Origin of the sequence: Rhizobium sp. BK538 (genome assembly GCF_014197575.1) — a bacterium.
Classification (GTDB): domain Bacteria; phylum Pseudomonadota; class Alphaproteobacteria; order Rhizobiales; family Rhizobiaceae; genus Rhizobium.
In genome coordinates this window covers 27,259-48,932 of the sequence record NZ_JACIFT010000006.1, presented here as the reverse complement: position 1 = coordinate 48,932, position 21,674 = coordinate 27,259, and the positions used below count along the sequence as shown (strand labels likewise).

The 21,674-nt window shown below is 61.8% G+C and carries 23 protein-coding genes and 2 tRNA genes; 12 read left to right on the top strand and 13 right to left on the bottom strand.

Annotated elements, in window-relative coordinates; all coding sequences use genetic code 11:
* Positions 1-163 precede the first annotated feature (163 nt).
* Positions 164-2,887 carry a pyruvate, phosphate dikinase gene (ppdK, locus tag FHX09_RS08885; RefSeq protein WP_132588497.1) on the top strand — a complete coding sequence of 908 codons (2,724 nt, stop codon included), beginning with the start codon at positions 164-166 and terminating at the stop codon, positions 2,885-2,887.
* Here the strand turns inward: ppdK and FHX09_RS08880 are convergent.
* Positions 2,814-3,095: a hypothetical protein gene (locus FHX09_RS08880; protein ID WP_007793005.1), complete on the bottom strand. Its 282-nt coding sequence runs from the start codon at positions 3,093-3,095 to the stop codon at positions 2,814-2,816. The genes ppdK and FHX09_RS08880 overlap by 74 nt on opposite strands.
* A 194-nt stretch (positions 3,096-3,289) precedes the next feature.
* On the opposite strand from FHX09_RS08880, the gene FHX09_RS08875 reads away from it, so the two are divergent.
* Positions 3,290-3,535, top strand: a complete 246-nt coding sequence (locus FHX09_RS08875; RefSeq protein ID WP_007793001.1) for a hypothetical protein — start codon at positions 3,290-3,292, stop codon at positions 3,533-3,535.
* A gap of 1 nt (position 3,536) precedes the next feature.
* Here the strand turns inward: FHX09_RS08875 and FHX09_RS08870 are convergent, their stop codons facing one another.
* A complete protein-coding gene (locus FHX09_RS08870; protein WP_132588498.1) occupies positions 3,537-3,923 on the bottom strand; it encodes a hypothetical protein in 387 nt (128 codons plus the stop codon).
* A gap of 219 nt (positions 3,924-4,142) precedes the next feature.
* Here FHX09_RS08870 and FHX09_RS08865 point away from each other — a divergent pair, with 219 nt between their 5' ends.
* Positions 4,143-5,051 (top strand): DUF1499 domain-containing protein, encoded by a 909-nt coding sequence (locus tag FHX09_RS08865; RefSeq protein WP_132588499.1) that lies wholly within the window; start codon positions 4,143-4,145, stop codon positions 5,049-5,051.
* Positions 5,052-5,099: 48 nt separating this feature from the next.
* On the opposite strand, the gene FHX09_RS08860 is transcribed toward FHX09_RS08865, so the two are convergent.
* The 3 genes from FHX09_RS08860 to FHX09_RS08850 are packed head-to-tail and all read right to left on the bottom strand — an operon-like array spanning position 5,100 to position 6,768.
* Positions 5,100-5,549 (bottom strand): DCC1-like thiol-disulfide oxidoreductase family protein, encoded by a 450-nt coding sequence (locus tag FHX09_RS08860; protein WP_184449793.1) that lies wholly within the window; start codon positions 5,547-5,549, stop codon positions 5,100-5,102.
* Between the two features lie 4 nt (positions 5,550-5,553).
* The gene (locus FHX09_RS08855; RefSeq protein WP_132588501.1) at positions 5,554-6,471 is read right to left on the bottom strand and encodes an MBL fold metallo-hydrolase; all 918 of its coding nucleotides are present in this window, start codon (positions 6,469-6,471) and stop codon (positions 5,554-5,556) included.
* Positions 6,472-6,768, bottom strand: a complete 297-nt coding sequence (locus tag FHX09_RS08850) for a cupin domain-containing protein (protein WP_132588502.1) — start codon at positions 6,766-6,768, stop codon at positions 6,472-6,474. It lies immediately after the preceding gene.
* 162 nt (positions 6,769-6,930) lie between these two features.
* Here FHX09_RS08850 and FHX09_RS08845 point away from each other — a divergent pair.
* A tRNA-Gln gene (locus tag FHX09_RS08845) sits at positions 6,931-7,005 on the top strand.
* 366 nt (positions 7,006-7,371) lie between these two features.
* On the opposite strand, the gene FHX09_RS08840 is transcribed toward FHX09_RS08845, so the two are convergent.
* On the bottom strand, positions 7,372-7,785 hold the full coding sequence (locus FHX09_RS08840; protein WP_132588503.1) for a hypothetical protein: 414 nt from the start codon (positions 7,783-7,785) through the stop codon (positions 7,372-7,374).
* 268 nt (positions 7,786-8,053) lie between these two features.
* On the opposite strand from FHX09_RS08840, the gene FHX09_RS08835 reads away from it, so the two are divergent.
* Positions 8,054-8,130: transfer RNA gene (locus tag FHX09_RS08835), tRNA-Pro, on the top strand.
* A 177-nt stretch (positions 8,131-8,307) separates the two neighbouring features.
* Here the strand turns inward: FHX09_RS08835 and FHX09_RS08830 are convergent.
* Positions 8,308-8,523 (bottom strand): hypothetical protein, encoded by a 216-nt coding sequence (locus tag FHX09_RS08830; RefSeq protein ID WP_132588504.1) that lies wholly within the window; start codon positions 8,521-8,523, stop codon positions 8,308-8,310.
* 128 nt (positions 8,524-8,651) lie between these two features.
* On the opposite strand from FHX09_RS08830, the gene FHX09_RS08825 reads away from it, so the two are divergent.
* Entirely contained in the window at positions 8,652-9,467 is an 816-nt protein-coding gene (locus tag FHX09_RS08825; RefSeq protein WP_184449791.1) for a bifunctional allantoicase/(S)-ureidoglycine aminohydrolase, read from the top strand.
* Between the two features lie 59 nt (positions 9,468-9,526).
* Here FHX09_RS08825 and cysN read toward each other — a convergent pair whose 3' ends face one another.
* From cysN to FHX09_RS08810, 3 genes are all read right to left on the bottom strand, one after another.
* Positions 9,527-11,014, bottom strand: a complete 1,488-nt coding sequence (cysN, locus tag FHX09_RS08820; RefSeq protein ID WP_184449789.1) for a sulfate adenylyltransferase subunit CysN — start codon at positions 11,012-11,014, stop codon at positions 9,527-9,529.
* Between the two features lies 1 nt (position 11,015).
* Positions 11,016-11,969, bottom strand: coding sequence for a sulfate adenylyltransferase subunit CysD (gene cysD, locus FHX09_RS08815; protein ID WP_184449787.1), 954 nt, complete (start codon positions 11,967-11,969; stop codon positions 11,016-11,018).
* 111 nt (positions 11,970-12,080) lie between these two features.
* Positions 12,081-12,827, bottom strand: a complete 747-nt coding sequence (locus tag FHX09_RS08810) for a phosphoadenylyl-sulfate reductase (RefSeq protein ID WP_132588508.1) — start codon at positions 12,825-12,827, stop codon at positions 12,081-12,083.
* A 412-nt stretch (positions 12,828-13,239) separates the two neighbouring features.
* On the opposite strand from FHX09_RS08810, the gene FHX09_RS08805 reads away from it, so the two are divergent.
* From FHX09_RS08805 to FHX09_RS08795, 3 genes are all read left to right on the top strand, one after another.
* Positions 13,240-13,686 carry an Rrf2 family transcriptional regulator gene (locus FHX09_RS08805; protein WP_007791634.1) on the top strand — a complete coding sequence of 149 codons (447 nt, stop codon included), beginning with the start codon at positions 13,240-13,242 and terminating at the stop codon, positions 13,684-13,686.
* Positions 13,687-13,826: 140 nt separating this feature from the next.
* The gene (locus FHX09_RS08800; RefSeq protein WP_184449786.1) at positions 13,827-14,213 is read left to right on the top strand and encodes a DUF6152 family protein; all 387 of its coding nucleotides are present in this window, start codon (positions 13,827-13,829) and stop codon (positions 14,211-14,213) included.
* Between the two features lie 3 nt (positions 14,214-14,216).
* Positions 14,217-14,693 (top strand): DUF2214 domain-containing protein, encoded by a 477-nt coding sequence (locus tag FHX09_RS08795; protein WP_184449784.1) that lies wholly within the window; start codon positions 14,217-14,219, stop codon positions 14,691-14,693.
* Between the two features lie 16 nt (positions 14,694-14,709).
* On the opposite strand, the gene betA is transcribed toward FHX09_RS08795, so the two are convergent.
* From betA to betI, 3 genes are all read right to left on the bottom strand, one after another.
* On the bottom strand, positions 14,710-16,362 hold the full coding sequence (gene betA, locus FHX09_RS08790; protein ID WP_132588512.1) for a choline dehydrogenase: 1,653 nt from the start codon (positions 16,360-16,362) through the stop codon (positions 14,710-14,712).
* Positions 16,363-16,531: 169 nt separating this feature from the next.
* Positions 16,532-18,001, bottom strand: coding sequence for a betaine-aldehyde dehydrogenase (gene betB, locus FHX09_RS08785; protein WP_184449782.1), 1,470 nt, complete (start codon positions 17,999-18,001; stop codon positions 16,532-16,534).
* Entirely contained in the window at positions 17,998-18,597 is a 600-nt protein-coding gene (betI, locus tag FHX09_RS08780; protein ID WP_007791624.1) for a transcriptional regulator BetI, read from the bottom strand. Before betI ends, betB begins: the two co-directional genes overlap by 4 nt.
* Before the next feature lie 141 nt (positions 18,598-18,738).
* Here betI and FHX09_RS08775 point away from each other — a divergent pair, with 141 nt between their 5' ends.
* The 3 genes from FHX09_RS08775 (at position 18,739) to FHX09_RS08765 (ending at position 21,668) form a co-directional block, all read left to right on the top strand.
* Positions 18,739-19,287 (top strand): HdeD family acid-resistance protein, encoded by a 549-nt coding sequence (locus tag FHX09_RS08775; RefSeq protein WP_007791622.1) that lies wholly within the window; start codon positions 18,739-18,741, stop codon positions 19,285-19,287.
* Between the two features lie 185 nt (positions 19,288-19,472).
* Entirely contained in the window at positions 19,473-19,715 is a 243-nt protein-coding gene (locus FHX09_RS08770; protein ID WP_007791620.1) for a type II toxin-antitoxin system ParD family antitoxin, read from the top strand.
* 147 nt (positions 19,716-19,862) lie between these two features.
* Positions 19,863-21,668: a GGDEF domain-containing protein gene (locus tag FHX09_RS08765; protein WP_132588516.1), complete on the top strand. Its 1,806-nt coding sequence runs from the start codon at positions 19,863-19,865 to the stop codon at positions 21,666-21,668.
* Positions 21,669-21,674: the final 6 nt, after the last annotated feature.

Sequence of the window (21,674 nt, the reverse complement as noted above, 5' to 3'; positions counted from 1 at the left end):
TAAGGCTTTGCGGGACTTTGTTGCAGTCCCGCAAAGCTTTTTCTCCCTTCAAACGCTTCAGTCTGTCGCAGTTATTGTGCGTCGCAACATTTCGGCCGCATTTGTCGATTTTCATTTCAACACCAACGGATTAAGTTGATCCGGATTTGGTATTGGGGGGAATATGACCAAGTGGGTCTATACATTTGGCAACGGTGAGGCAGAGGGTGGTGCTCTCGACGGCGAGCGTTTGGGCGGCAAAGGCGCAAATCTCGCGGAGATGTGCAATCTCGGCCTTCCTGTCCCTCCCGGTCTGACGATCATCGCCGAAGCCTGCTCTGCCTACTACAAGAACGGGCGACAGATTGCCGAAGAGCTGAAAGAACAGGTCCGCGCCGGCATCGAGCGCATCGAGCAAATTACCGGCCGGCGGTTCGGCGCGGGTGATCGGCCGCTGCTGCTGTCCGTGCGCTCGGGAGCGCGCGTTTCGATGCCGGGGATGATGGACACCGTCCTCAATCTCGGCCTCAACGACGAAACCGTGCAGGCGCTCGGCCACGACGCCGGCGACGCGCGTTTTGCCTGGGATAGCTACCGCCGTTTCATTCAGATGTATGCCGATGTCGTCATGCGTCTCGATCATGAAGTGTTCGAGGAAATTCTCGAGGATGAGAAGGCGCGCCTCGGCTATGAGTTCGACACGGAACTGACCGCCAACGAATGGCAGCATGTGGTCTCGCTCTACAAGAGCATCATCGAGGAGGAACTGGGCGAGGAGTTTCCCCAGGATCCCGAGGTGCAGCTATGGGGCGCGGTCGGGGCCGTATTCTCCAGCTGGATGAGCGCCCGCGCTGTCACCTATCGCCATCTTCACAATATCCCCGAAGGCTGGGGAACGGCAATCAACATCCAGGCCATGGTCTTCGGCAACCACGGCAATTCATCCGCGACCGGCGTTGCCTTCACCCGCAATCCGTCGACGGGCGACAAGTCGCTCTACGGCGAATTCCTCGTCAATGCGCAGGGAGAGGATGTCGTTGCCGGCATTCGCACTCCACAGAGCATCACAGAGGAGGGCCGTATCAGCTCTGGTTCCGAGCGGCCGTCGATGGAAAAGCTGATGCCCGACGCCTTCAAGGAGCTCTCGCGCATCTGCGCCGAGTTAGAAGAGCACTACCGCGACATGCAGGATATCGAGTTCACCATTGAACGCGGAAAGCTCTGGATGCTGCAGACGCGTGCCGGAAAGCGCTCAACGCGCGCGGCGATGAAGATCGCCGTCGACATGGTGGATGAGAAGGTGATCACGGAAGAAGAGGCCGTGCTTCGCATCGAACCCTCGTCCCTTGACCAACTCCTGCACCCGACGATCGACCCGCGCGTGTCGCGCGAGGTCATCGGCACGGGCCTGCCGGCGTCTCCCGGCGCGGCGACCGGCGAGATCGTCTTCACAGCCGAGGAGGCCGTGACGGCGTCCGAGGAGGGGCGCAAGGTCATCCTGCTGCGGGTCGAGACCAGTCCCGAAGACATTCATGGCATGCATGCGGCCGAAGGCATTCTGACGACGCGTGGGGGCATGACCAGTCACGCCGCCGTTGTCGCGCGCGGCATGGGCATCCCCTGCGTCGTCGGCGCCGGCAGCATGCGCATCGACGCCCGCAACGAGCGGCTGATCGGCGTCGGCATTACGCTGAAGAAGGGCGACGTCATCACCATCGACGGTTCGGCCGGACAGGTCCTGAAGGGCGACGTACAGATGATCCAGCCGGAGCTTTCGGGCGATTTCGGGCGCATCATGCAATGGGCTGATCGGGCGCGTCGTATGACTGTGCGCACCAATGCCGATACGCCGGCTGACGCGCGTGCAGCCCGTTCCTTTGGTGCCGAGGGCATCGGCCTTTGCCGTACCGAGCATATGTTCTTCGAGGGCGACCGCATTCATCTGATGCGCGAGATGATCCTCGCGGAGGACGAGACCGGTCGCCGTGCCGCGCTGGACAGCTTGCTGCCGGTGCAACGGCATGATTTCACCAGCCTGTTCAACGTCATGCATGGCCTGCCGGTGACGATCCGTCTGCTCGACCCACCATTGCACGAATTCCTGCCGAAGACGGACGAGGAGATCGCCGACGTTTCCGCCGCGATGGGCATGGACGCCGCGGTGCTGCGCCAGCGCGTTGATGCGTTGCATGAATTCAATCCGATGCTCGGCCATCGCGGCTGCCGGCTGGCCATTTCCTACCCTGAGATCGTCGAGATGCAGGCGCGCGCGATTTTCGAGGCGGCGGTCGCGGCAGCCCATGAAACGGGTGCTGCCGTTGTGCCCGAGATCATGGTGCCCCTGGTCGGGCTGCGCTCAGAACTGGACTACGTCAAGGAGCGCATCGACACCATTGCCGGCGACGTCATGGCGGAGGCCGGCATGCGGATCGACTACCTGGTCGGCACGATGATCGAATTGCCGCGCGCAGCCCTCAGAGCCCATATCATTGCGGAAGCGGCGGAGTTTTTCTCCTTCGGCACGAACGACCTGACGCAGACGACCTTCGGCATCTCGCGCGACGATGCTTCCGCCTTCATTCCGACCTATCAACGCAAGGGGATTATCGAGCACGATCCCTTCATTTCGCTGGATTTCGATGGTGTCGGGGAGCTGATCCGCATCGCCGCCGAACGCGGCAGGCGCACACGCAACGACATGAAGCTCGGAATCTGCGGCGAACACGGTGGCGATCCCGTATCCATCCATTTCTGCGAAGAGATCGGATTGGATTACGTGTCCTGTTCACCCTTCCGTGTGCCGATCGCTCGGCTTGCAGCCGCGCAGGCGGTCATTACCAACGATATTGCCGCCAATACGGGCGCCCGTAGTAGGACGGGTCTAGCTCGAACGCCATACCCATCATGAGCCTGTCGCTGTCATAGCGGTACTGCGCGCGGCGGTAGAGATCGATGCGCTGGAGGCAGCCTGCAAAGCCATCCGTGCCGCGTTTGAAGCCATAGCGCAAGCATTGGTCTTCGTCGGCGGCGCGCTGCTGCTCCGGCGTCAGCGTCTGGCACGCCGAGAGGCTTATGGCAGCTGCGGCGAGTGCGAGAGATAGAACGAGGATACGCATCGGTGTGTCTTTGCAACGAAAATTTCTCACAGTCAGATGACGCTAATCGCGGCTTACAGTCAACTAAAAGAGTGGCTTAGGGTTACGAGCTACCTTTGGGATCGCTGCTCGCCGACCGACCGGAGGCGCGAATGGCTTTCGCGCGTCGGGGATCGTCTGTAAGAAGAGGGCTCGCACGATATTGGAAGGCAAGCATGGCACTGCGCGATCGATTCTCGAAGAAACTGACCTGCCCGCAATGCGGCAATAGCGGCTTTGCCGAAGCTTCCGAGATCGATGATCCGAAGCGCAAGCATCCCGGCTTCAGCGTCGATCATCTGCCGCGCGGCTTCTTCATCCAGCGCGCGTCCAATCACCAGGAAACCAGCATGATCAAGTGCGAATGCGGACGCAAGTTCCCGTTCCGCAGTCTGGCGGAAGCGGCGGCTGAGCGGCTCTAGGTCAGAACCGCTCGAGGACCTTGACGAAGGCTTCGGCGAAGCGGACAAGGTGGGCCGTCGCTGGGTCCGGCGCTTCCATGCGGATTTCCGTGCCGCTGTGGTCGAGCACAGCGAGAACGACGCGCATCTGCTCGCCGGGCGAGGGGATGCGAAGCACGGCGATGCGCTTGCAGTCGTCCATCAGGCCTTCGGCCGGAAGATCGAAGAGAAATTCCCCGCCGGCCTTAGCCGATGCCACGCGGACCGTCTCGCAGAAGTCGGATTTGCCATCATATCCGTCGAGTGACAGTTCCAGTTCCAGAAGCTCTATCGGCAGAAGCGGATCTGCATGATCGGCTGCCCCCAGCGCCGGCGACTGGGTTCCCGATGCGAGCTCCGGTGCAATCATTGCCCTTCTCCTGTTAGTCGGTGTGCGACGCAAACCACACAACTGCAGATCAAGGAATATCAGAAAATGCTCACGCACGCCATTGTCGTCTTCCCCGTGGATTGCGTCCCTCCGATCGCGACAACAGTTTCAATTTAGGCGAATCTTGCACTAAACAAGTCGAGGGCGATTTTGCGCGTTCATGCGGGACGCGCCGCTTGCGAGTAACCGGTAAGTTTGATGGCAATCCGTTTCGACCGCCCCGTTTCAAGTGCCGCCCGCTTCGCGCGGCGCTTCGGGGCATTTGCGCTGGTTCTCTGCCTTGCGGCTCTGATTGGTCACCGCTTCGCGGGCCTTGTCACGCCCTACCTGGTGCTGGTTCTGCTCGTCTCCGCGGGCTTTGCGCTCCTTGCGGCGCTGCTTGCCCTTGCCGGGCTGCGCAGCCTCTGGCTGACCGGTGCCGAAGGCGGGCTTGATGCGCTGAAAGCCCTTATTTTCGCCGCCCTTCCGCTCGCGATAGGCGGGATTGCCGCCGAACGCTATTTTGTGCTGCCGGCAATCTATGATGTGTCGAGCGATCTCGTCTCGGCGCCCGACTGGCTGAAGACCCCGAACGCCGATCAGATCTGGCTGAAGAGGAAGCCGGATGTGACGCCGGAGGATCGCGAAAAGCAGCTCGAGGCCTACCCGGAACTCACAGGCCGCCGCTATGACGGCGCGATCGACCGCGTGCTCGAAGCGGTGAAGAAAGTCGCCAAGCAGAACGGCATCCGGATCACCCGCGCCGAGGGCGACAGCGAGCCAGACCGCGATCTCGAAGACCGGCCGGCGAAGCCGCAGGCGGACGACGGCGCGGTCGCCGAGGCTCCTGAGGCTGTGCCGATCCCGACGCCGCGTCCCTATGACGACGATGTGGCGCAGCTCATTCGAAGGGCGAACGGCGTGACGCTGCAGGGCGAAACCCGCACCCTCGTTCTCGGCCTGCGTTTCGACATCGTCATCCGCCTGCGCGAGGAAGCGGAAACCACCCTCGTCGATGTTCGCGTCGCCTCGCGCTACGGCCCGCACGATCTCGGCCTCAGCGCCGATATCGCCGAGGATTATCTGAAGGCTCTCGATTCCGAATTGCTCGGCATCGCCGGCAGCTAGTTTCGTCCACCCTTTTGTGACCAATGAACGGTTTTTGCCGCCGGACAGCTATCCCAGGAAGCGGTCCCTCTGCTCCGGGCTCGGCACGAAGCAGGTCGCGCGTCGGCCGGCAATGCGCAATCGGTTGCGGGCGACAAATTCGTAAGGCCTGTCGGCAAGTCCCTGCGGCAGCAGCCGCAGGATCTTCACCAGCGACCAGGGAAAGCCGAGCCCCGCAGCCATGCGGATCGTCCCTCTCGACTTGAAGTGGGCGCGCCCGTCTTCGATCAGGATGTTGGTCTCGTAGTCGCGCCCGTCCAGCCCATAGTGCCGGTAAAGCGCTTCCCCGAGCGGCGACTGCGCAGCGAGGAAGCGGTAACGCTCCGCCTTGTCATGCTTCAGAACGAACTGGATCCAGGCAGAACAGAACACGCATTCGCCATCGAAGACGATGACAGGCTTGTCGTCGGCAAAGGCCGGCACGGCGGCGTCGGTGCGATAGCTGTAGGCGTCGCGCACGAGGCTACCTCCGCGTCGCAGGTCGGTACGATCCCAGCAGCGCAGGCGGTCCGTCCGTCTCGATCTCGCCTCGCTCCACCAGATCCTCGACATGGGCAAGAACCGAGAGGGCGGCAGCGCCATGCAGGCGCGGATCGGTCTCGCGATAGATCACCTTCACCATGTCAGGAATGTTCCTGTCGCCGGCGCGGATCCGGTCGAGCACGGCGCGCTCGCGCATTCGCCGGTGCGTCTTCAGGGCGCGCAGGAAGGAGACCGGCTTCCGCACCGGACCGCCATGTCCCGGCAGCAGGATGCGGTCGTGGCGCTCGATCAGCCGGTCGAGGGAGGTCATGTAGTCACCCATGGAGCCGTCTGGCGGCGCGACAATTGACGTCGCCCATGCCATGACATGATCGGCGGAAAACAGGATGCCCGTTCCCTCCAACGCGAAGGCCGCATGGTTGGCGGTATGGCCGGGCGTCAGCACGCCGGTCAGGCTCCAACCGTCGCCCTCGATCGTTTCGCCGTCGCCGATCGCAATGTCCGGCCGGAAGTCCAAGTCCGAGCTCTCTGCGAATAGATTTACCTCTCCCTGGTATAGGGGGCGGGCGGCGCGGTGCGGTCCCTCGGCCACGATCTGCGCACCGGTTGCCGCCTGCAGGCGGCGCGAGAGGGGCGAGTGATCGCGATGCGTATGGCTGACGAAAATATGCGTGACCTCGCGCCCGTCGAGCGCTGCCATCAAGGCCCGGAAATGCGCCTCGTCCTCCGGTCCGGGGTCGATGACCGCCGTGGAGCGATCTCCGACGATATAGCTGTTGGTGCCGTGGAACGTGAAGGCGCTCGGATTGTTGACAGTGATGCGCTGCACGCCTGACGCAACCGGCACGGCCTGGCCGTAGGCGGGCTCGAAGGCCAGGTTGAACTCGGGACTTGCCATTTACTTGTATTCAATCTCGATGAAGGACATCGGCTGATCGCCGGCATTGACGACATTGTGCTCCGTGCCGGCATCGCGTCGGTAGGCCGCGCCTTTGGCGACATCGACCCTGCGGCTGCCGTCCTTTTCCTCCAGAAGAAACGGGCAGTCCGTCATCGGCACGACGACGTAGCCCATGCCATGCGTATGAACGCCCGTGTCCGCACCCGGCTCGAAATCCCAACGGGTGATCCGAACCACTGCATCGTCGAGCAGCAGCGTTGCGAGGGCAGGCGGGCGGGCGCGGTACTGGCTCATCGTCACTCCGGATCGTCTTGGATGGCTGACCCGAGACCTAGCATGGCGGTGCAAAAAGCGCACAGAAATATGCCGCGGCCCGAAACTTAATGATTGTGACGGCAGGCGAGCTTTGCTAAGCAGGCGTCGATTTGGCAAGCGGTCTCCGCTTTCAAGCTCTGGTGGGGCGTCGCCAAGCGGTAAGGCACCGGTTTTTGGTACCGGCATTCCCAGGTTCGAATCCTGGCGCCCCAGCCATTGAGTATCTTGTTGCTTTCTTCAGGAACAAAGGCAGCGGACTGGCCTGAGCGGCATCTCGCTCTTTGCCGGTCGCGCGGATATGGTCCTCTTCCGGCCATCGCGATCGGTATGGACGACGGTGAGAACGACCAGATTGTCGATTGCGCCGATGCTGATCTCGCGAACTCGCGGTAGTTGAAACGGCTGTCGATCACCGTGAAGACGAAACTTTCGAAAGTCCGGCTGGCTGTCTCGAAGTTCACGCCGTGCCCATCGAACATGCGAATTGAATGTTATGGCAAATTGCATGTACGGACAACGGCCGACACAAACAGACAGGCGGCCTTTCGGCCGCCTGCATTCAAATCGAAACCGCGGCCTAAATCACTGCGCGGGCTGCGCCGGCGCCAGGAATTCGGCGCAATAGGAGGGGCCGTTTACACCCGGGATGTCGCCGACGACGCGGATGCTGCGGATTGTGTAGTCGGAGCTGGTGACGATTTCCGCTTGGCAGCGCAGGTACTGCGTGCGTGCGGGCGAGATCTGCTTACCGCGCTTGCCGTCGGCGCCTTCTGCGTATTTCGCCGGGACGCGAACCGTCTTGTAGCCGCCCTTCCAGGTGTAGGTGACGCCGGAGCCGTTCTCGACATCGTTGATCGGCGGGCCGAATGCGGCAAAGAACTTGCCGGCCGATTGGCCCACCCAGCGGCTGGAGATCGGATCGGCGGAAGTCGGAATAGTCGTGCAACCGGCAAGCGCAATGGCAAGCCCGGCCGCGGCAAAGGTGCGGAGTGTCATTCTATCGTCCCTGAAATTGTCACGCATTCAACGGCGGGAATCACTGGCCTGCAGCGGTTTCCGCTTGTCCCGCCGAGCGCTTTAGCGTGGAACCCGGCAAAAGAAAATCGGCCCGCCTTCGCAATTGCAAAATTTGCCGTGAGTGTGGCTTTTTGTTCCGGAAAGCGCCTTTCTGCCGCCGGCTTGCGTCTTCGAAAAAATGCGCCGGCTTTTGAATTTTGGTGCTTGCGCAACGGGATGGGCCGGTCTATAGAGGCGCCGCTGGTCACGGAGTGTAGCGCAGTCTGGTAGCGCACCACGTTCGGGACGTGGGGGTCGAGTGTTCGAATCACTCCACTCCGACCAGCCGAAAAGCCCGCGAAAGTGGGCCCGCGAAAGCGGCGCGAAAGCGGGCTTTTTTCTTTTCCGCCGCCTATCGTCGTTAAGGCCGGCGGTTGTCGTCATTCTTAGCGATCTGAACGAAAGCCCGCACCTTGCGCGCCGGCGCGGCGAGATTGCACCGGTTGGGTTGAAGGTACACTCCTATACGCCGAGGATGGCATCGATCTCGGCAATCAACGCGCCATAGGTCTCGATATGCCGATAATACTCGTTGCGAATCAGCTCGGTGATATCGGAGAGCGGCCCGGCTCCCTCCGCGCGGAAGTGCTTGACGTCATTCTCGGCCATGGATTTGAGATTGTCCTCGTACTCCTTGACCCTCTGAACATAGTCTTCCCGAAGTTTTTCCAGACTCATCTCATCCCTCCTGGGGTAGCCAAGCGCCGCGGACATTCTGACGCGCGGCGGCGGCAATCTAAAGGTTGCCTAGAAGAGATGCGGCGCTTAAAGCAGATTGACAATCCCGGCCGGTGAAAAGTGAACCGATGAGCAGCTTTTATTCCAACATGGGCGGCCTGCCGCCGCAGACCGAACTCCTGTCCAGCAAGGCCGTGTTCACGACGGCCTATGCCGTCATCCCCCGCACCGTGATGACCGACATTGTCACGAGCTATCTCCCGCACTGGGAAGGTGCGCGAGCCTGGGTAATCTCCCGCCCGTTGAGCGGTTTTTCCGAGACCTTTTCGCAATACATCATGGAAGTGCAGCCCGGCGGCGGCAGTGATCGGCCGGAGCCAGAAAAGCGCGCCGAAGGCGTGCTCTTCGTCGTCGACGGCGAGATGACCGTCGAATTCGATGGTGCCTCGCATGCCATGCGTCTAGGCTCTTTCGCCTTCCTGCCTGCCGGCTCCCGCTGGACGCTGTGGAACAAGAGCGCTGCACCCGTGAAGTTTCATTGGATCCGTAAGGCCTTCCAGGAGGTCGAAGGGCAGGAGCCGCCGCCGGCGATCTTCACGCATGAGGAGAACCATCCGCCTCAGCCGATGCCCGATACCGACGGCGCCTGGGCCACGACCCGTTTCATCGATCCGGCCGACCTGCGCTACGACATGCATGTCACCATTGTCACCTTCGAGCCCGGCGGCGTCATCCCGTTCATGGAAACGCACGTGATGGAGCACGGCCTCTATGTGCTCGAGGGCCGGGCCGTCTATCGGCTCAACAAGGATTGGGTCGAAGTGGAGGCCGGCGACTTCATGTGGCTGCGCGCCTTCTGCCCGCAGGCCTGTTACGCCGGCGGCCCCGGCCGCTTCCGCTATCTGCTCTACAAGGACGTCAACCGGCACATGCCGTTGTGGTAGGCGCAGAAAGACAAACCAGAATGAGAAACGGGGCCGATTTGGCCCCGTTTTCGTTTTGCTTAAATGTCGCTTGCCGCATTCGACCAGAGGTCGGCGGCCTGAGCCGCCGTCATGCGCCGCACCTCCGCCTCGTGGCGGCGGTTGGCGAAGAGTTCGCTGGCCATGATCTGGTCGGCGAGGTCGGCCGGCAGCGACAGGATCACGCGGGCGTCGCCGCCGTGAATACCGCCGAGTTCACTGCGCTTTCCGCCCACCATGCCGCCCGCCACCGTGTTGTTGGTGTCGGGGTCGATCAGGATGAACGAGCCGGATGCACGGTTCTGCTCATACGGGTCGAAGATCGCCTGTTCGTCGAAGGCGAGGCGCACCTTGCCGATGGCATTCATGTAGAGCGTATCAACGGGCGCCCAGGCACCGGTCTTCAATTCGAGCTGCGCCAACGGCTGCACCTGCACACGCTGGCGGCGGCTGCCGCTCTTCAGCCAGTAGCGCTTGCCGGCTTCGATGCCTTCCGGCTGCAGCGCCACAATCTGTGCGTCGAAGGAAAGGCCAACCTGCGGCTGGCTGTCGATCGAGACGATCATGTCGCCGCGAGCGACGTCCACCGGCCGGTCGAGAACCAGCGTGATCGCGTCGCCCGCAACCGCGGCATTGCGCACGAGGTCGAAGGTGACGATCTTGGAGACGTTGGCCACCATGCCCGACGGCAGGATCATAACGCTATCGCCCGGCTTGACGGAACCGCCGGCAACCGTGCCCTGGTAGCCGCGAAAGCTTTCGCCCGGCCGCGACACACGCTGCACCGAGAAGCGGAAGCCTGTGGCTTGCGAGGAGCGCACGGTGGCAAGCTCGAGCGTTTCCACCAGCGTCGGGCCAGCATACCAAGGCATCGACGCTTCGCCGGAATAGACGACGTTCTCGCCCTTCAGGGCCGACATCGGGATCGCGGTGATCTGCTTGACGCCGAGCGACAGCGCGAATTCGCGGAATTCATGCGTGATCTTCTCGAAACCGGCACGGTCGTAGTTCGTCAGGTCGATCTTGTTGATCGCAAGCACGAATTGCTTGATGCCGAGCAGCGAGGCGATCGTCGCATGGCGGCGGGTCTGTTCCAGGATGCCGGCGCGGGCGTCGACCAGCAGGATGGCGAGGTCGGCGGTGGAAGCGCCGGTCGCCATGTTGCGGGTGTACTGCTCGTGGCCGGGCGTGTCGGCAACGATGAAGGAGCGCTTGTCGGTCGAGAAGTAGCGATAGGCGACATCGATGGTGATGCCCTGTTCGCGCTCGGCCTGCAGGCCGTCGAGCAGCAGCGCGAAGTCAGGTAGGCCAAGATCGTTCTGCTTGCCCGTCGAATCGCGCTGGAGCGTGGCGGCCTGGTCTTCCTTGACGGCCTTGGTATCCCAGAGCAGGCGGCCGATCAGGGTGGACTTGCCATCATCGACGCTGCCGCAGGTGATGAGGCGCAACGGTCGTGAATCGCGCGTCGCCGTTGCAGGTTCTGCGGCGGGCACGGCAAGGGCGTGTGCGGCGGTTACGGCTGCGGTCATCTCAGAAATATCCTTCACGCTTCTTCTTTTCCATGGAGCCGGACTGGTCGCGGTCGATGGCACGGCCCTGTCGTTCGGAAACCGTGGCGATTTCGAGTTCGGCGATCACGTCTTCGAGTGTGGTCGCTTTCGATGGGATGGCGCCCGTCAGCGGAAAATCGCCAAGGGTGCGGAAACGGATCATGCCTTCCTGGCGCACTTCGCCGGGAAGCAGTTCCAGCCGTGGATCTTCTGCCAGGATCATCATGCCGTCGCGCTCAACATAGGGGCGCTTCTTGGCGTAGTAGAGCGGTACCAGCGGAATGTCCTCGGCCTGGATGTAGCGCCAGATATCGACCTCGGTCCAGTTCGATAGCGGGAAGACGCGAACACTTTCGCCCTTGCGGATCTGGCCGTTGTAGATGTTCCAGAGTTCCGGGCGCTGGTTGCGCGGATCCCAGCGATGATCTGGCGTACGGAACGAATAGATGCGCTCCTTGGCGCGGCTGGCTTCCTCGTCGCGGCGCGCGCCGCCGAAGGCGGCATCGAACTGGCCGGCATCGAGAGCCTGGCGCAGCCCTTCGGTCTTCATGATGTCGGTGAAGGCTGCCGAGCCATGCGTGAACGGCGTCACGTTCTCAGACGCACCGCGCGGATTGATGTGCTCGATCAGGTCGAGGTCGTACTTCTTGGCCGTCTCGTCGCGAAAGGCGATCATCTCCCGGAACTTCCAGCCGGTGTTGACGTGCAGCAGCGGAAAGGGGACGCGACCGGGATAGAACGCCTTGCGGGCCAGATGCAGCAGGACCGATGAATCCTTGCCGATCGAGTAAAGCATGACCGGCTTCTCGAATTCGGCGGCGACCTCGCGGAAAATGTGGATCGCCTCGTTTTCGAGCGCCTTCAAATGCGGGTCGAGCGGCGGCTTCGTGCTCCGGGGACTGTTGATTTCCGTATCCGGACGGCTATCGGGCATTTCTAACTCCAGACTTCGATCATTCTCGGAAGAGAGGCCTCCGGAATGAGTTGCATTTCAGACTTCGAGGAGCGCAGGCGGCAGCCGCGCTCCGATCCCGAAGTTGACGGGTTACTGTTGTGCGGCGATCGCCGTGGCCTCTTCGGCCACGTGCAGACCGCATTCACGCTTCTCGTCCTGTTCCCACCACCAGCGGCCGGCGCGTTCCGGCTCGCCGGGCTTGATCGCACGGGTGCAGGGCTCACAGCCGATCGAGGGATAGCCGCGGGCATGCAATGGATTGACCGGCACGCCGTTATCGGCAACGTAGGCCTTGATGACGTCCAGGTCCCAGTCCGCGAGCGGGTTCACCTTCAAGAGATGACGCTCTGCGTCGTACTCGGCAAACGGTGTCTCGGCACGGTTGGCCGATTGGCCGCGGCGCAGACCGGTGATCCAGATGGTTGCCCCATCAAGTGCGCGCGCAAGCGGCTTCAGCTTGCGCACGCCACAACAGGCATGCCTGGCTTCGACGCTTTCGTAGAATCCGTTGAGGCCGTATTTCGCAGCATAGGCGTCGATATCGGCCTGTTCCGGCTCGTAACGGCTGATGTGGATGTCGTACTGCTTCTCGGTCTCGTCGATCAGGGCGAGCGTTTCCGGAAACAGCCGCCCGGTCTGCAGCGTAACCACATCGATCGGCAGACGATGGTTGCCGATCTCGGCGGTGATCACCTGGTCCTCGATGCCGAGAGAGGTCGTGAAGACGACGCGGCCGCCGAGGCCGGCGACAAGCGACAGACGCCCGGCAAGGTCAAGGCTTGCAAGTTTCGCGTTCAGCGTTTCCGCTTCAGCGTTGGGATTGGCAGCAACAGTCATGGGGATCCTGTCCTTGATGTTGGCCGGAGTATCGCAGGTCGGGCTTGGATCGGACAGAAAAAGGCATTTCGAAAGCGGGCGCGATAGGAGCAAATATCTCTCCCCGGCCGCTGCAATGCGGAAAAGCAGCCGCACCGGCGATGATTCGCCGACGGTCAGCCTAATTGTCTATTGATTTAGTAGAGTAACACGTTGCCTGTCAATCGGAAATGTGAATTGATGACATCAGGGAGCATTTTGCAGTAGATTTAAAGCATTGGCCGAGGGTGAAAAAACAAGGCCAAAAACCTTGTCTCTCAGGGACTTCGCAGGCTTGTTCAAATTCCGTTCATGCTGCGCATGCCATAGAGGCAGGATCGAACTTGCGGTGGGTCGATGATTCCGCCCACCATGTGTGTGTCGACGGTCGAAAATGATTACGCAGAAGGCAAAATATGCGCTGAGGGCGCTGACGGTATTGGCTGAAGCCGATCGCGGCGAACCTGTGATGATCTCGGACATCGCAGCGCAGCAGAAGATACCGAAGAAGTTCCTCGAACAGATCCTGCTCGACCTGAAGCATCAGGGCATTGTCGCCAGCCGTCGTGGCAAACAGGGCGGCTATCTCTTGCTCAAGCCGGCCGACATGATCACGTTCGGCGAGGTGCTGCGCATTATCGACGGCCCGATCGCGCCTCTTCCCTGCCTCTCAATCACTGCCTATCGCAAATGCGATGATTGCGACGGCGAGCAGAACTGCGAGATCCGCCACGTCTTCGCCAAGGTGGCGGATGCGACCCGCAAGGTGCTGTTCTCCACGACGATTGCCGATGCCGTCGCGCCGGCAAAGGTCGCGCAAGTCACCCGGCTGCTGGCCTAGGACGCAATCTCCGCGACCACGTTGGGCCACCCACGCCTGTGATGGCGCTCGACCGCACCGCTTCAAGATTCGGTGAGATAGCTTTCAATCGCCCCCCTGTGCGCCAATTCGCTCCTGTCCAGTGGTAGGGAGAAACGAACATGCACGTCATTGGCTCGAAACGAATGGCAATCGGCGTAATCCTTGCCGTCACTTTGGCGACAGGAGCTGCCGCGCACCACGGCTGGTCATGGGCCGAGGGCGAGCAGACGGAATTGCGTGGCACCATCGAAAAGGTAACGATGGGCGGCCCGCACCCGACGCTCGATGTTGCGACCGCCGCCGACGGCGTCTGGCTCGTCGAACTCGGCAATCCGCGGCAGACGGAGCGCTCGGGCTTTGTCGAGGGGGCCGCGAAGAAGGGGGATCCGGTTGTCGTTCTCGGAAACCGTTCGCTAAAGGCTGACGAAAAACGGATGAAGGCCGTACGGATCACGGTCGCCGACAAGCGCTATGACATCTATCCGGAACGGATCCAGACGAACTGAGTGATGGCGATCGAGTTCCTGGAATGGCTCGCCGCAACCCCGCTGTCATCCGGCTTGCGGCGCTCGGCGCTCGTCTATATGGCGGTCAATGCCGCCCATATCCTCTCGATCGGGCTGCTGATCGGGGCGATCCTGCCGCTTGATCTCCGGCTTGTGGGCCTCTTCGGATCGGTGCCGCTGGCGGCAATCGGCCCGTTTTTATCGCGAGCTGCGGCCATCGGACTTGCGGGAGCGGTCATCACCGGCTTTGCCCTTTTCAGCGTGAAGCCAATCGAATACGCCGGAAATCCGGCCTTTCTGGCGAAGCTGGGGCTGCTCGTTCTCGGCATTGCGAACGCTGCCCTGGTCCATACCCAGGCAGCCTGGAAGCGGGCCGTTTTGGGCACAGCGCCAACATTCGGCTTGCGCCTTCAGGCCGGCGTCTCTGCAGCCGTGTGGATATCGGCGATCCTTGCCGGCCGGTGGATCGGCTTTATCTGATGGCGGTCGGCAAACCCTACCGATCGCTCACGGCCCAGCGCGGGTTGACCCACGGCTCCTGGTTGGAGCGTGGCAGTGGCTGCTTGCCGAGGATATGGTCGGCCGCCTTCTCGCCGGTCATGATCGATGGGCCATTGAGGTTGCCATAGGTGACGTGCGGGAAGATCGATGAGTCTGCGACGCGCAGCCCGTCGACGCCGATGACACGCGTCTCGGAATCGACAACCGCCATCGGGTCGGTTTTTGCGCCCATCTTGCAGGTGCCGCAGGGGTGGTAGGCGCTTTCCAGGTGCTCGCGCAGGAAGGCGTCAATCTGCTCGTCGGTCTGCACGTTCTCGCCCGGCTGGATCTCCGGTCCGCGATACTGGTCGAAAGCCCTCTGCCCGAAGATTTCACGGGTGAGCCGCACGCAGTGGCGGAACTTCTCCCAGTCCTCGGGATGGCTCATATAATTGAAGCGGATGACGGGATCGACCTTTGGGTCCGAGGACTGCAGCGTGACGTTACCGCGCGACTTCGAGAGATTGTAGCCGACATGTACCTGGAAGCCGTGGCTCTTGGCCGCCGCCTTGCCGTCGTAGCTGATCGCCACCGGCAGGAAGTGATACTGGATATCGGGCTGCTTGACACCTGGTGCTGAGCGCAGGAAGGCGCATGCCTCGAACTGGTTCGAGGTGCCGAGCCCTGATCTGGTGAACATCCACTGCGCGCCGGCAACACCCTGCCAGAACCAGGGAAGCCAGGAATAGAGGGAGACGGGCTTGGTGCTGACCTGCTGGAAGTAGAATTCCATGTGGTCCTGCAGATTGGCGCCGACGCCCGGCCGGTTCGCCTTCACCTCGATGCCCATGTCCTGCAGATGTGCGCCGGGCCCGATACCCGACAGCATAAGCAGCTTCGGCGAATTGAAGGAGGAGGCCGAAACGACGACCTCCCGGTTCGCCTTCACCACCTCGACCCTGCCGCCGCGCTCGACCTCGACGCCGGTCGCCCGGCCGTTCTCGATCACCACCTTGTGGGCGTGGCCGTAGACGACCTCCACATTCGGGCGCTTCAGTGCCGGTTTCAGATAGGCGTTGGCCGCCGACCAGCGGCGGCCGCCAAAGATCGTCTGTTCCATCAGTCCGAAACCTTCCTGCTTTGAGCCGTTGTAATCCTCCGTCGCCTCGAAACCCGCCTGCTTGCCGGCTTCGATGAAGGCGTGGAACAGCGGGTTGCGGAAGACGCCGCGCTGGACATGCAGCGGGCCATCCGTGCCGCGCCAGCCTTCCTCGCCGCCGTGGCTGTGTTCCATCCGCTTGAAGTAGGGCAGCACGTCGGCATAGGCCCAGCCCTGCGCGCCGAGCTCCTCCCAGCGGTTATAGTCCTCGGCGTGGCCGCGCACATAGACCATGCCGTTGATCGAGGAGGAGCCGCCGATCACCTTGCCGCGCGGCGCGGTGATGCGCCGGTTGTTGAGATTCGGCTCGGGCTCGGAGAGGTAGCCCCAGTTGTAGCGCTTCATGCTCATCGGCCAGGCAAGGGCTGCAGGCATCTGGATGAACGGCCCGAAATCGGAGCCGCCCGCCTCGATGACGATGACGGTGTTCTTGCCGTCTTCCGAAAGCCGGTAGGCAAGCGCCGAGCCCGCCGAGCCGGAGCCGATGATGACGAAATCTGCCTGCTGCATGCTACTTCCTCTAGTGTTTTAACGTGCCGCGCCCCTCGTGGTTCGAGACGGCCCTCCGGACCTCCTCACCATGACGCGAATAGACGTCCGCGAGTGCTTCCGGTTCTCCTGCCCGCACCCTGAGGCGGGAGCGAAGCGACCCTCGAAGGGCGACGCAGGCCGCGCCGCCTCAGTAAGGCGCCTGCACCGGCCCCATGCCGACATAGACCGTCTTCAGCTCCGAATAGTGCTCTAGTGCCGCCAGCGAATTTTCGCGCCCGAAACCGGATTGCTTGGAGCCGCCGAACGGGATTTCGACAGGGCAAAGGTTGTAGGTGTTGATCCACAATGTGCCGGCCTCGAGCTGGTCGACGACGCGATGGGCGCGTGTCAGATCGGCCGTGAAGACGCCGGCGGAAAGCCCGAATTCGGTGGCGTTGCCGCGCGCGATCACCTCTGCCTCGTCGTCGAAGTCGAGAACGCACATCACCGGCCCGAAGATCTCTTCGCGGGCGATCGTCATTTCGTCAGTGACGTCGGCAAAGACCGTCGGTTGCACGTAGTAGCCTTCGCCGGAGACATTGTTCGGGATGCCACCGCCTGTGACGAGCGTCGCACCCTCCGCCTTGCCCTTCTCGATGTAGGAGAGAACCTTGTCGCGCTGTGCCCAGGATACCATCGGCCCGAGTTGCGTGGCCTCATCCATCGGGTCGCCGATCAAGATGGCCTCGGTGCGGGCTTTCAGCCGCTTCAGGAATTCCGCCTTGATCTTCCGCTGCACGAAGACGCGGGTGCCGTTCGAGCAGACCTGGCCGGTCGAATAGAAATTGCCGAGCATGGCACCGCCGACAGCGCTGTCGATATCGGCATCGTCGAAGACGACAAGCGGCGACTTGCCACCGAGCTCCATGGTGACGTGCTTGAGGCTGCCGGCAGCGGCGGCTGCGACCTTGCGACCGGTCGGCACCGAGCCCGTCAGCGACACCTTCGCGACATCAGGATGGTTGATCAGCAGCGGGCCGGTTTCGCGGTCGCCCTGGATGACATTGTAGAGGCCTTTCGGCAGGCCGGCCTCATACAGGATCTCTGCGATGGCAAGCGCGCCGAGCGGCGTGGTTTCCGATGGCTTGAAGACCATCGCATTGCCAGCCGCGAGCGCCGGTGCGCCCTTCCAGCAGGCAATCTGCTGCGGATAGTTCCAGGCGCCGATGCCGACACAGACGCCAAGCGGCACGCGCTTGGTGTAGGCGAAATCGCCGCCGAGCGGGATGTAGGAGCCATTGAGGCCGGCAGCCGCGATGCCACCGAAGAACTCGAAGCTGTCGGCGCCCGATGTCGGGTCGGCGATGATGGTTTCCTGTATCGGCTTGCCGGTATCGAGCGTCTCGAGCTCGGACAGCTCGCGATTGCGCTCGCGCATGATGTCGGCGGCGCGTTTCAGGATGCGGCCGCGCGCCGTCGGGCTCATCGCCGCCCATTCCGGCTGGGCGCGCTTGGCAGCCGCGATCGCCTTTTCGACGATGGCAGGTGTGGCCGCGTGCAACCGCGCGATGACCTCGCCGGTCGCCGGATAGATGCTTTCGATGACGCTGCCGGCTTCATCCTCGACATACTCGCCGTCGATGAAATGGGAGGCTTTCGGCTGGGCTTTGAGGGTCACTGGATCTGTCCTTTCGCAAGGGCGGCAAGCTGTGAATGGATGTAGTCTTCGGTAAGCGCGATCGATGCCTCGATACTGACAGGCGCAGACCTCAGACTTTGGCGGATGTAGAGCCCGTCGATCATCGCAGCCGCGCCTTCGGCGATGCGTTCTGCGGCATCTCCGGGGCAGAGTGCTTTCAGGTTGGCGAGCAGGTTCGACCGCAGGCGGCGGGCATAGATGACGAGGAAGCGCCGCGTCTCCTCGGAGCGCTGCGCCTCGGCATAGAAGGCAAGCCAGGCGGCGATCGTCGCCGGAGCAAACTGGTCGGCCTGGAAGCTGACCCGGATGACAGCGGAAAGCCTCTCGCGCGGTGCATCCGCCGCCTTCAGCGCTGTCACTGCGTCGCCGCGCAGCTGCTTTAGGAGAGAGCGGATAGTCTCGATCAGCAGCTGCTCCTTGCTGCCGAAGTAATGATGCGCGAGCGCCGGCGACACACCGGCCTGCCGGGCAATTTCGGACATGGTGACGGTCAGCGAGCCTTGACCGCCGATCACGCGCAGCGCGGCATCGACGAGCGCCTTGCGGCGAACCGGCTCCATTCCGACTTTGGGCATCGCATCACTCCATGAAGGTGGCAGTAAGTATAATTTTGATTGATTGATCAATCAATAAAAATCTGATGCAAACCCGAAAACCTAACCCCTTCCAATTCCGTGTTTTTGCGGCATATTCTTTTACCAACCAGGAGGTGTGCCATGGCAGATACGTCTGATCGACTGAGCCTTTCATCTCTACAATCGAAATGGGGTTGGTTCGCCGTACTTGGCTTGCTGCTGATCGTCTGCGGCCTTATCGCACTGGCAAACGTCGCGCTCGCGACCGTTGTGTCCGTCTACTATGTCGGAATACTGATGCTGATCGGCGGCATCGTCTACTTGGTTCACGCGTTTCAGGTGAGAAGCTGGGACCAGGTGCTGTTTTGGGCGTTGAGCGGCGTGCTCTACGTGCTGGCCGGCGTCTTCGCCTTCGAGAATCCCCTTCTGGCATCGGCGGCGCTGACGCTGTTTCTTGCGATCGCTTTGCTGATTGCCGGCGTGTTCCGCATCTGGGTCGGCTGGCGCATGCGCCCGGTCAAGGGCTGGGGCTGGGTGCTTGCTAGCGGCATCATCACTGCACTCGCCGGCGTCGTCATCTACCTCGGTTGGCCGGTCAACAGCCTGTGGATCCTTGGTCTTTTCCTCGCCTGCGATCTTCTCATCCAGGGCTGGTCCATGCTTGCTTTCGGTCTTGCGATCCGTCGCTGAGTTATGCCCGCAATTCACAGCCTGGCTTCACGGACTGTTTCTTTTTTGACAAGTATGTGAGGGAGGGCTAAAATTTGCTCACCAAGAGGCAGCCGAGGCGGCGGCGCGCGTCGGTAATGCCATGGACGGATTGACCGTCCCCCGACCGGGGCATACGTGCCCCACGAGGTAAAGGGAGGAATCTCATGCCGATGGTGACCGTATCCATTTCACCGTTGCAGGCCGCCGACATCCGGGCCGCCGTTGACAACGGGAGTTACGCGTCGAGCAGCGAGGTCGTGCGCGAAGCCCTGCGCATGTGGGACGCCGCCCGCAAACTTGGCGGATATCACGAGGTCATGTTCGATCAGGATTGCACCTCGCGCAGTGGCAAATGCGTCGCCGACATGTTCGCCGATCACGAGGCCGAGCATCGGCGCACCGCCTGACCAAACCGTTGATCGGGGAGCAAAATTCGCTTGCCCGGGCGGTCGAGTTCGCCGGTCTTCACAAAAGTTTCACATTCGGGAAAGGGTTCGTTGATCCTTCTCCGCCAGTCTCCATGCGAAAAACAATAAGACACAGTGGAGATTGGCATGTCTTTGGCTGCCACCGTCGATCCGGCGCTTGTTCGTCGCTACGCAAGTGATCAGATCGTAACCCTTGCGAAACTCGTTATCGAAAATGCCTTTCAGCCCATAGTCGAGGCAGGGACAGGTGTGGCATTCGGCTATGAATCGCTGATGCGCGGACAGGAGCGCATCGGCTTCAGCTCTCCGGTCGAAATTCTGGACGAGGCGCACAAGAACCACCAGCTGCTGCAGCTGGAGCAGATGGTGGCAAGCCGCGCGCTTGCGAAGTTCGCCACGCTGCCGCATTTCTCGAGCTCGACGCTGTTCCTCAATCTTGATGTCCGTCTGATCCCACATGGCGAGCGGCTGGTGGAAGGCCTGCTGCAACATCTGAAGCTTGCCAATATCCCACCCTCCTCGATCTGTTTCGAATTCTCCGAGCGCTTCGACAACACCAGCGTGCCGGAGTTTGCGGCCCTCGTATCACTGCTGCGCAAGGCCGGCTTCAAGCTGGCGATCGACGATTTCGGCGTCGGCCACGGCGAGATGAAGCTGCTCTGCGACCACCCGGTCGACTATCTGAAGATCGACCGGCATTTCATCGCCGACATCGACAGCAGCCCGCGCAAGCGTCACCTCCTGAAGAACATCGTCCATATCGCACACGTGCTTGGCACCCGCGTCATTGCCGAGGGGATCGAGACCGAGGCAGAGTTCGTCGCCTGCCGCGAATTCGGCGTCGATCTCGTCCAGGGCTGGTTCATCTCCCGTCCGACAACCCATATCACCGAGCTGCAGCCGTCGTTTCCGCACCTGCTGGACCTCGGCAAGGGCAAGCGCAGCCCGCAATCGCTCGATGAGATCCTGATCCGCAAGCAGATCGAGATGCTGCCAACGGTTTTTGAAAACGACACGATCGACAGCGTCTTCGAGCTCTTCCGCCGCAATCCACACCAGGCCTTCTTCCCGGTGCTGAACGCGAACGGCGAGCCGCGCGGCATCCTGCACGAGCGGCACCTGAAGGAATATATTTACCAGCCCTTTGGCCGCGATCTTCTGAAGAACAAGGTCTACGAGCGAACCATCTCACATTTCGTCGAAATGGCTCCGATCGTCGGTCTTGATTCCGATACCGAACAGCTGATGGCGATCTTCGCCAACATGGAAGGCACAAACTGCCTGCTGCTGACCGACAATATGCGCTATGCAGGCGTCGTATCGGCGGCCTCGCTCATCAAGGTGATGAACGAGAAGAAGCTGAAGACCGCCCAGGACCAGAACCCGCTGACCGGGCTGCCAGGCAACAGGGCGATCCGCGACTTCATGCGCGAGTCGAGCCTCGACGGCGATGAGAAACGTCACTTCTGCTACTGCGATTTCGACAACTTCAAACCGTTCAACGATGCCTATGGTTTCCACCTTGGCGACCACGCGATTTCGCTCTTTGCCGCCCTGATGCGCCGCTATTTCTTTGCTGAGCGCCACTTCCTCGGTCATGTCGGCGGTGACGATTTCTTCATCGGCGTCCGGGGTTGGACCAAGGAAGAACTGACCGAAATTCTCGATCGTCTGATCAGCGATTTCCACGACGATGTGCTCGACCTCTATTCCGATACGGATCGTGCCGCCGGCCGCATTCGGGGCCATGACCGCGCCGGCGTCGAGGCACTGTTCCCGCTGATGCGTTGCTCGATCGGCGTGCTGGAGCTGCCGGAAGGTCTCGTCATCGACGATGTCAACCGCGTTAGTGCCGCGATCGCCCATATCAAGGCCGAGGCGAAGGAAAGCGAAGAAGGGCTCGTTTTCCATCTCTTGGGCGAGACGAATTGACGCCAC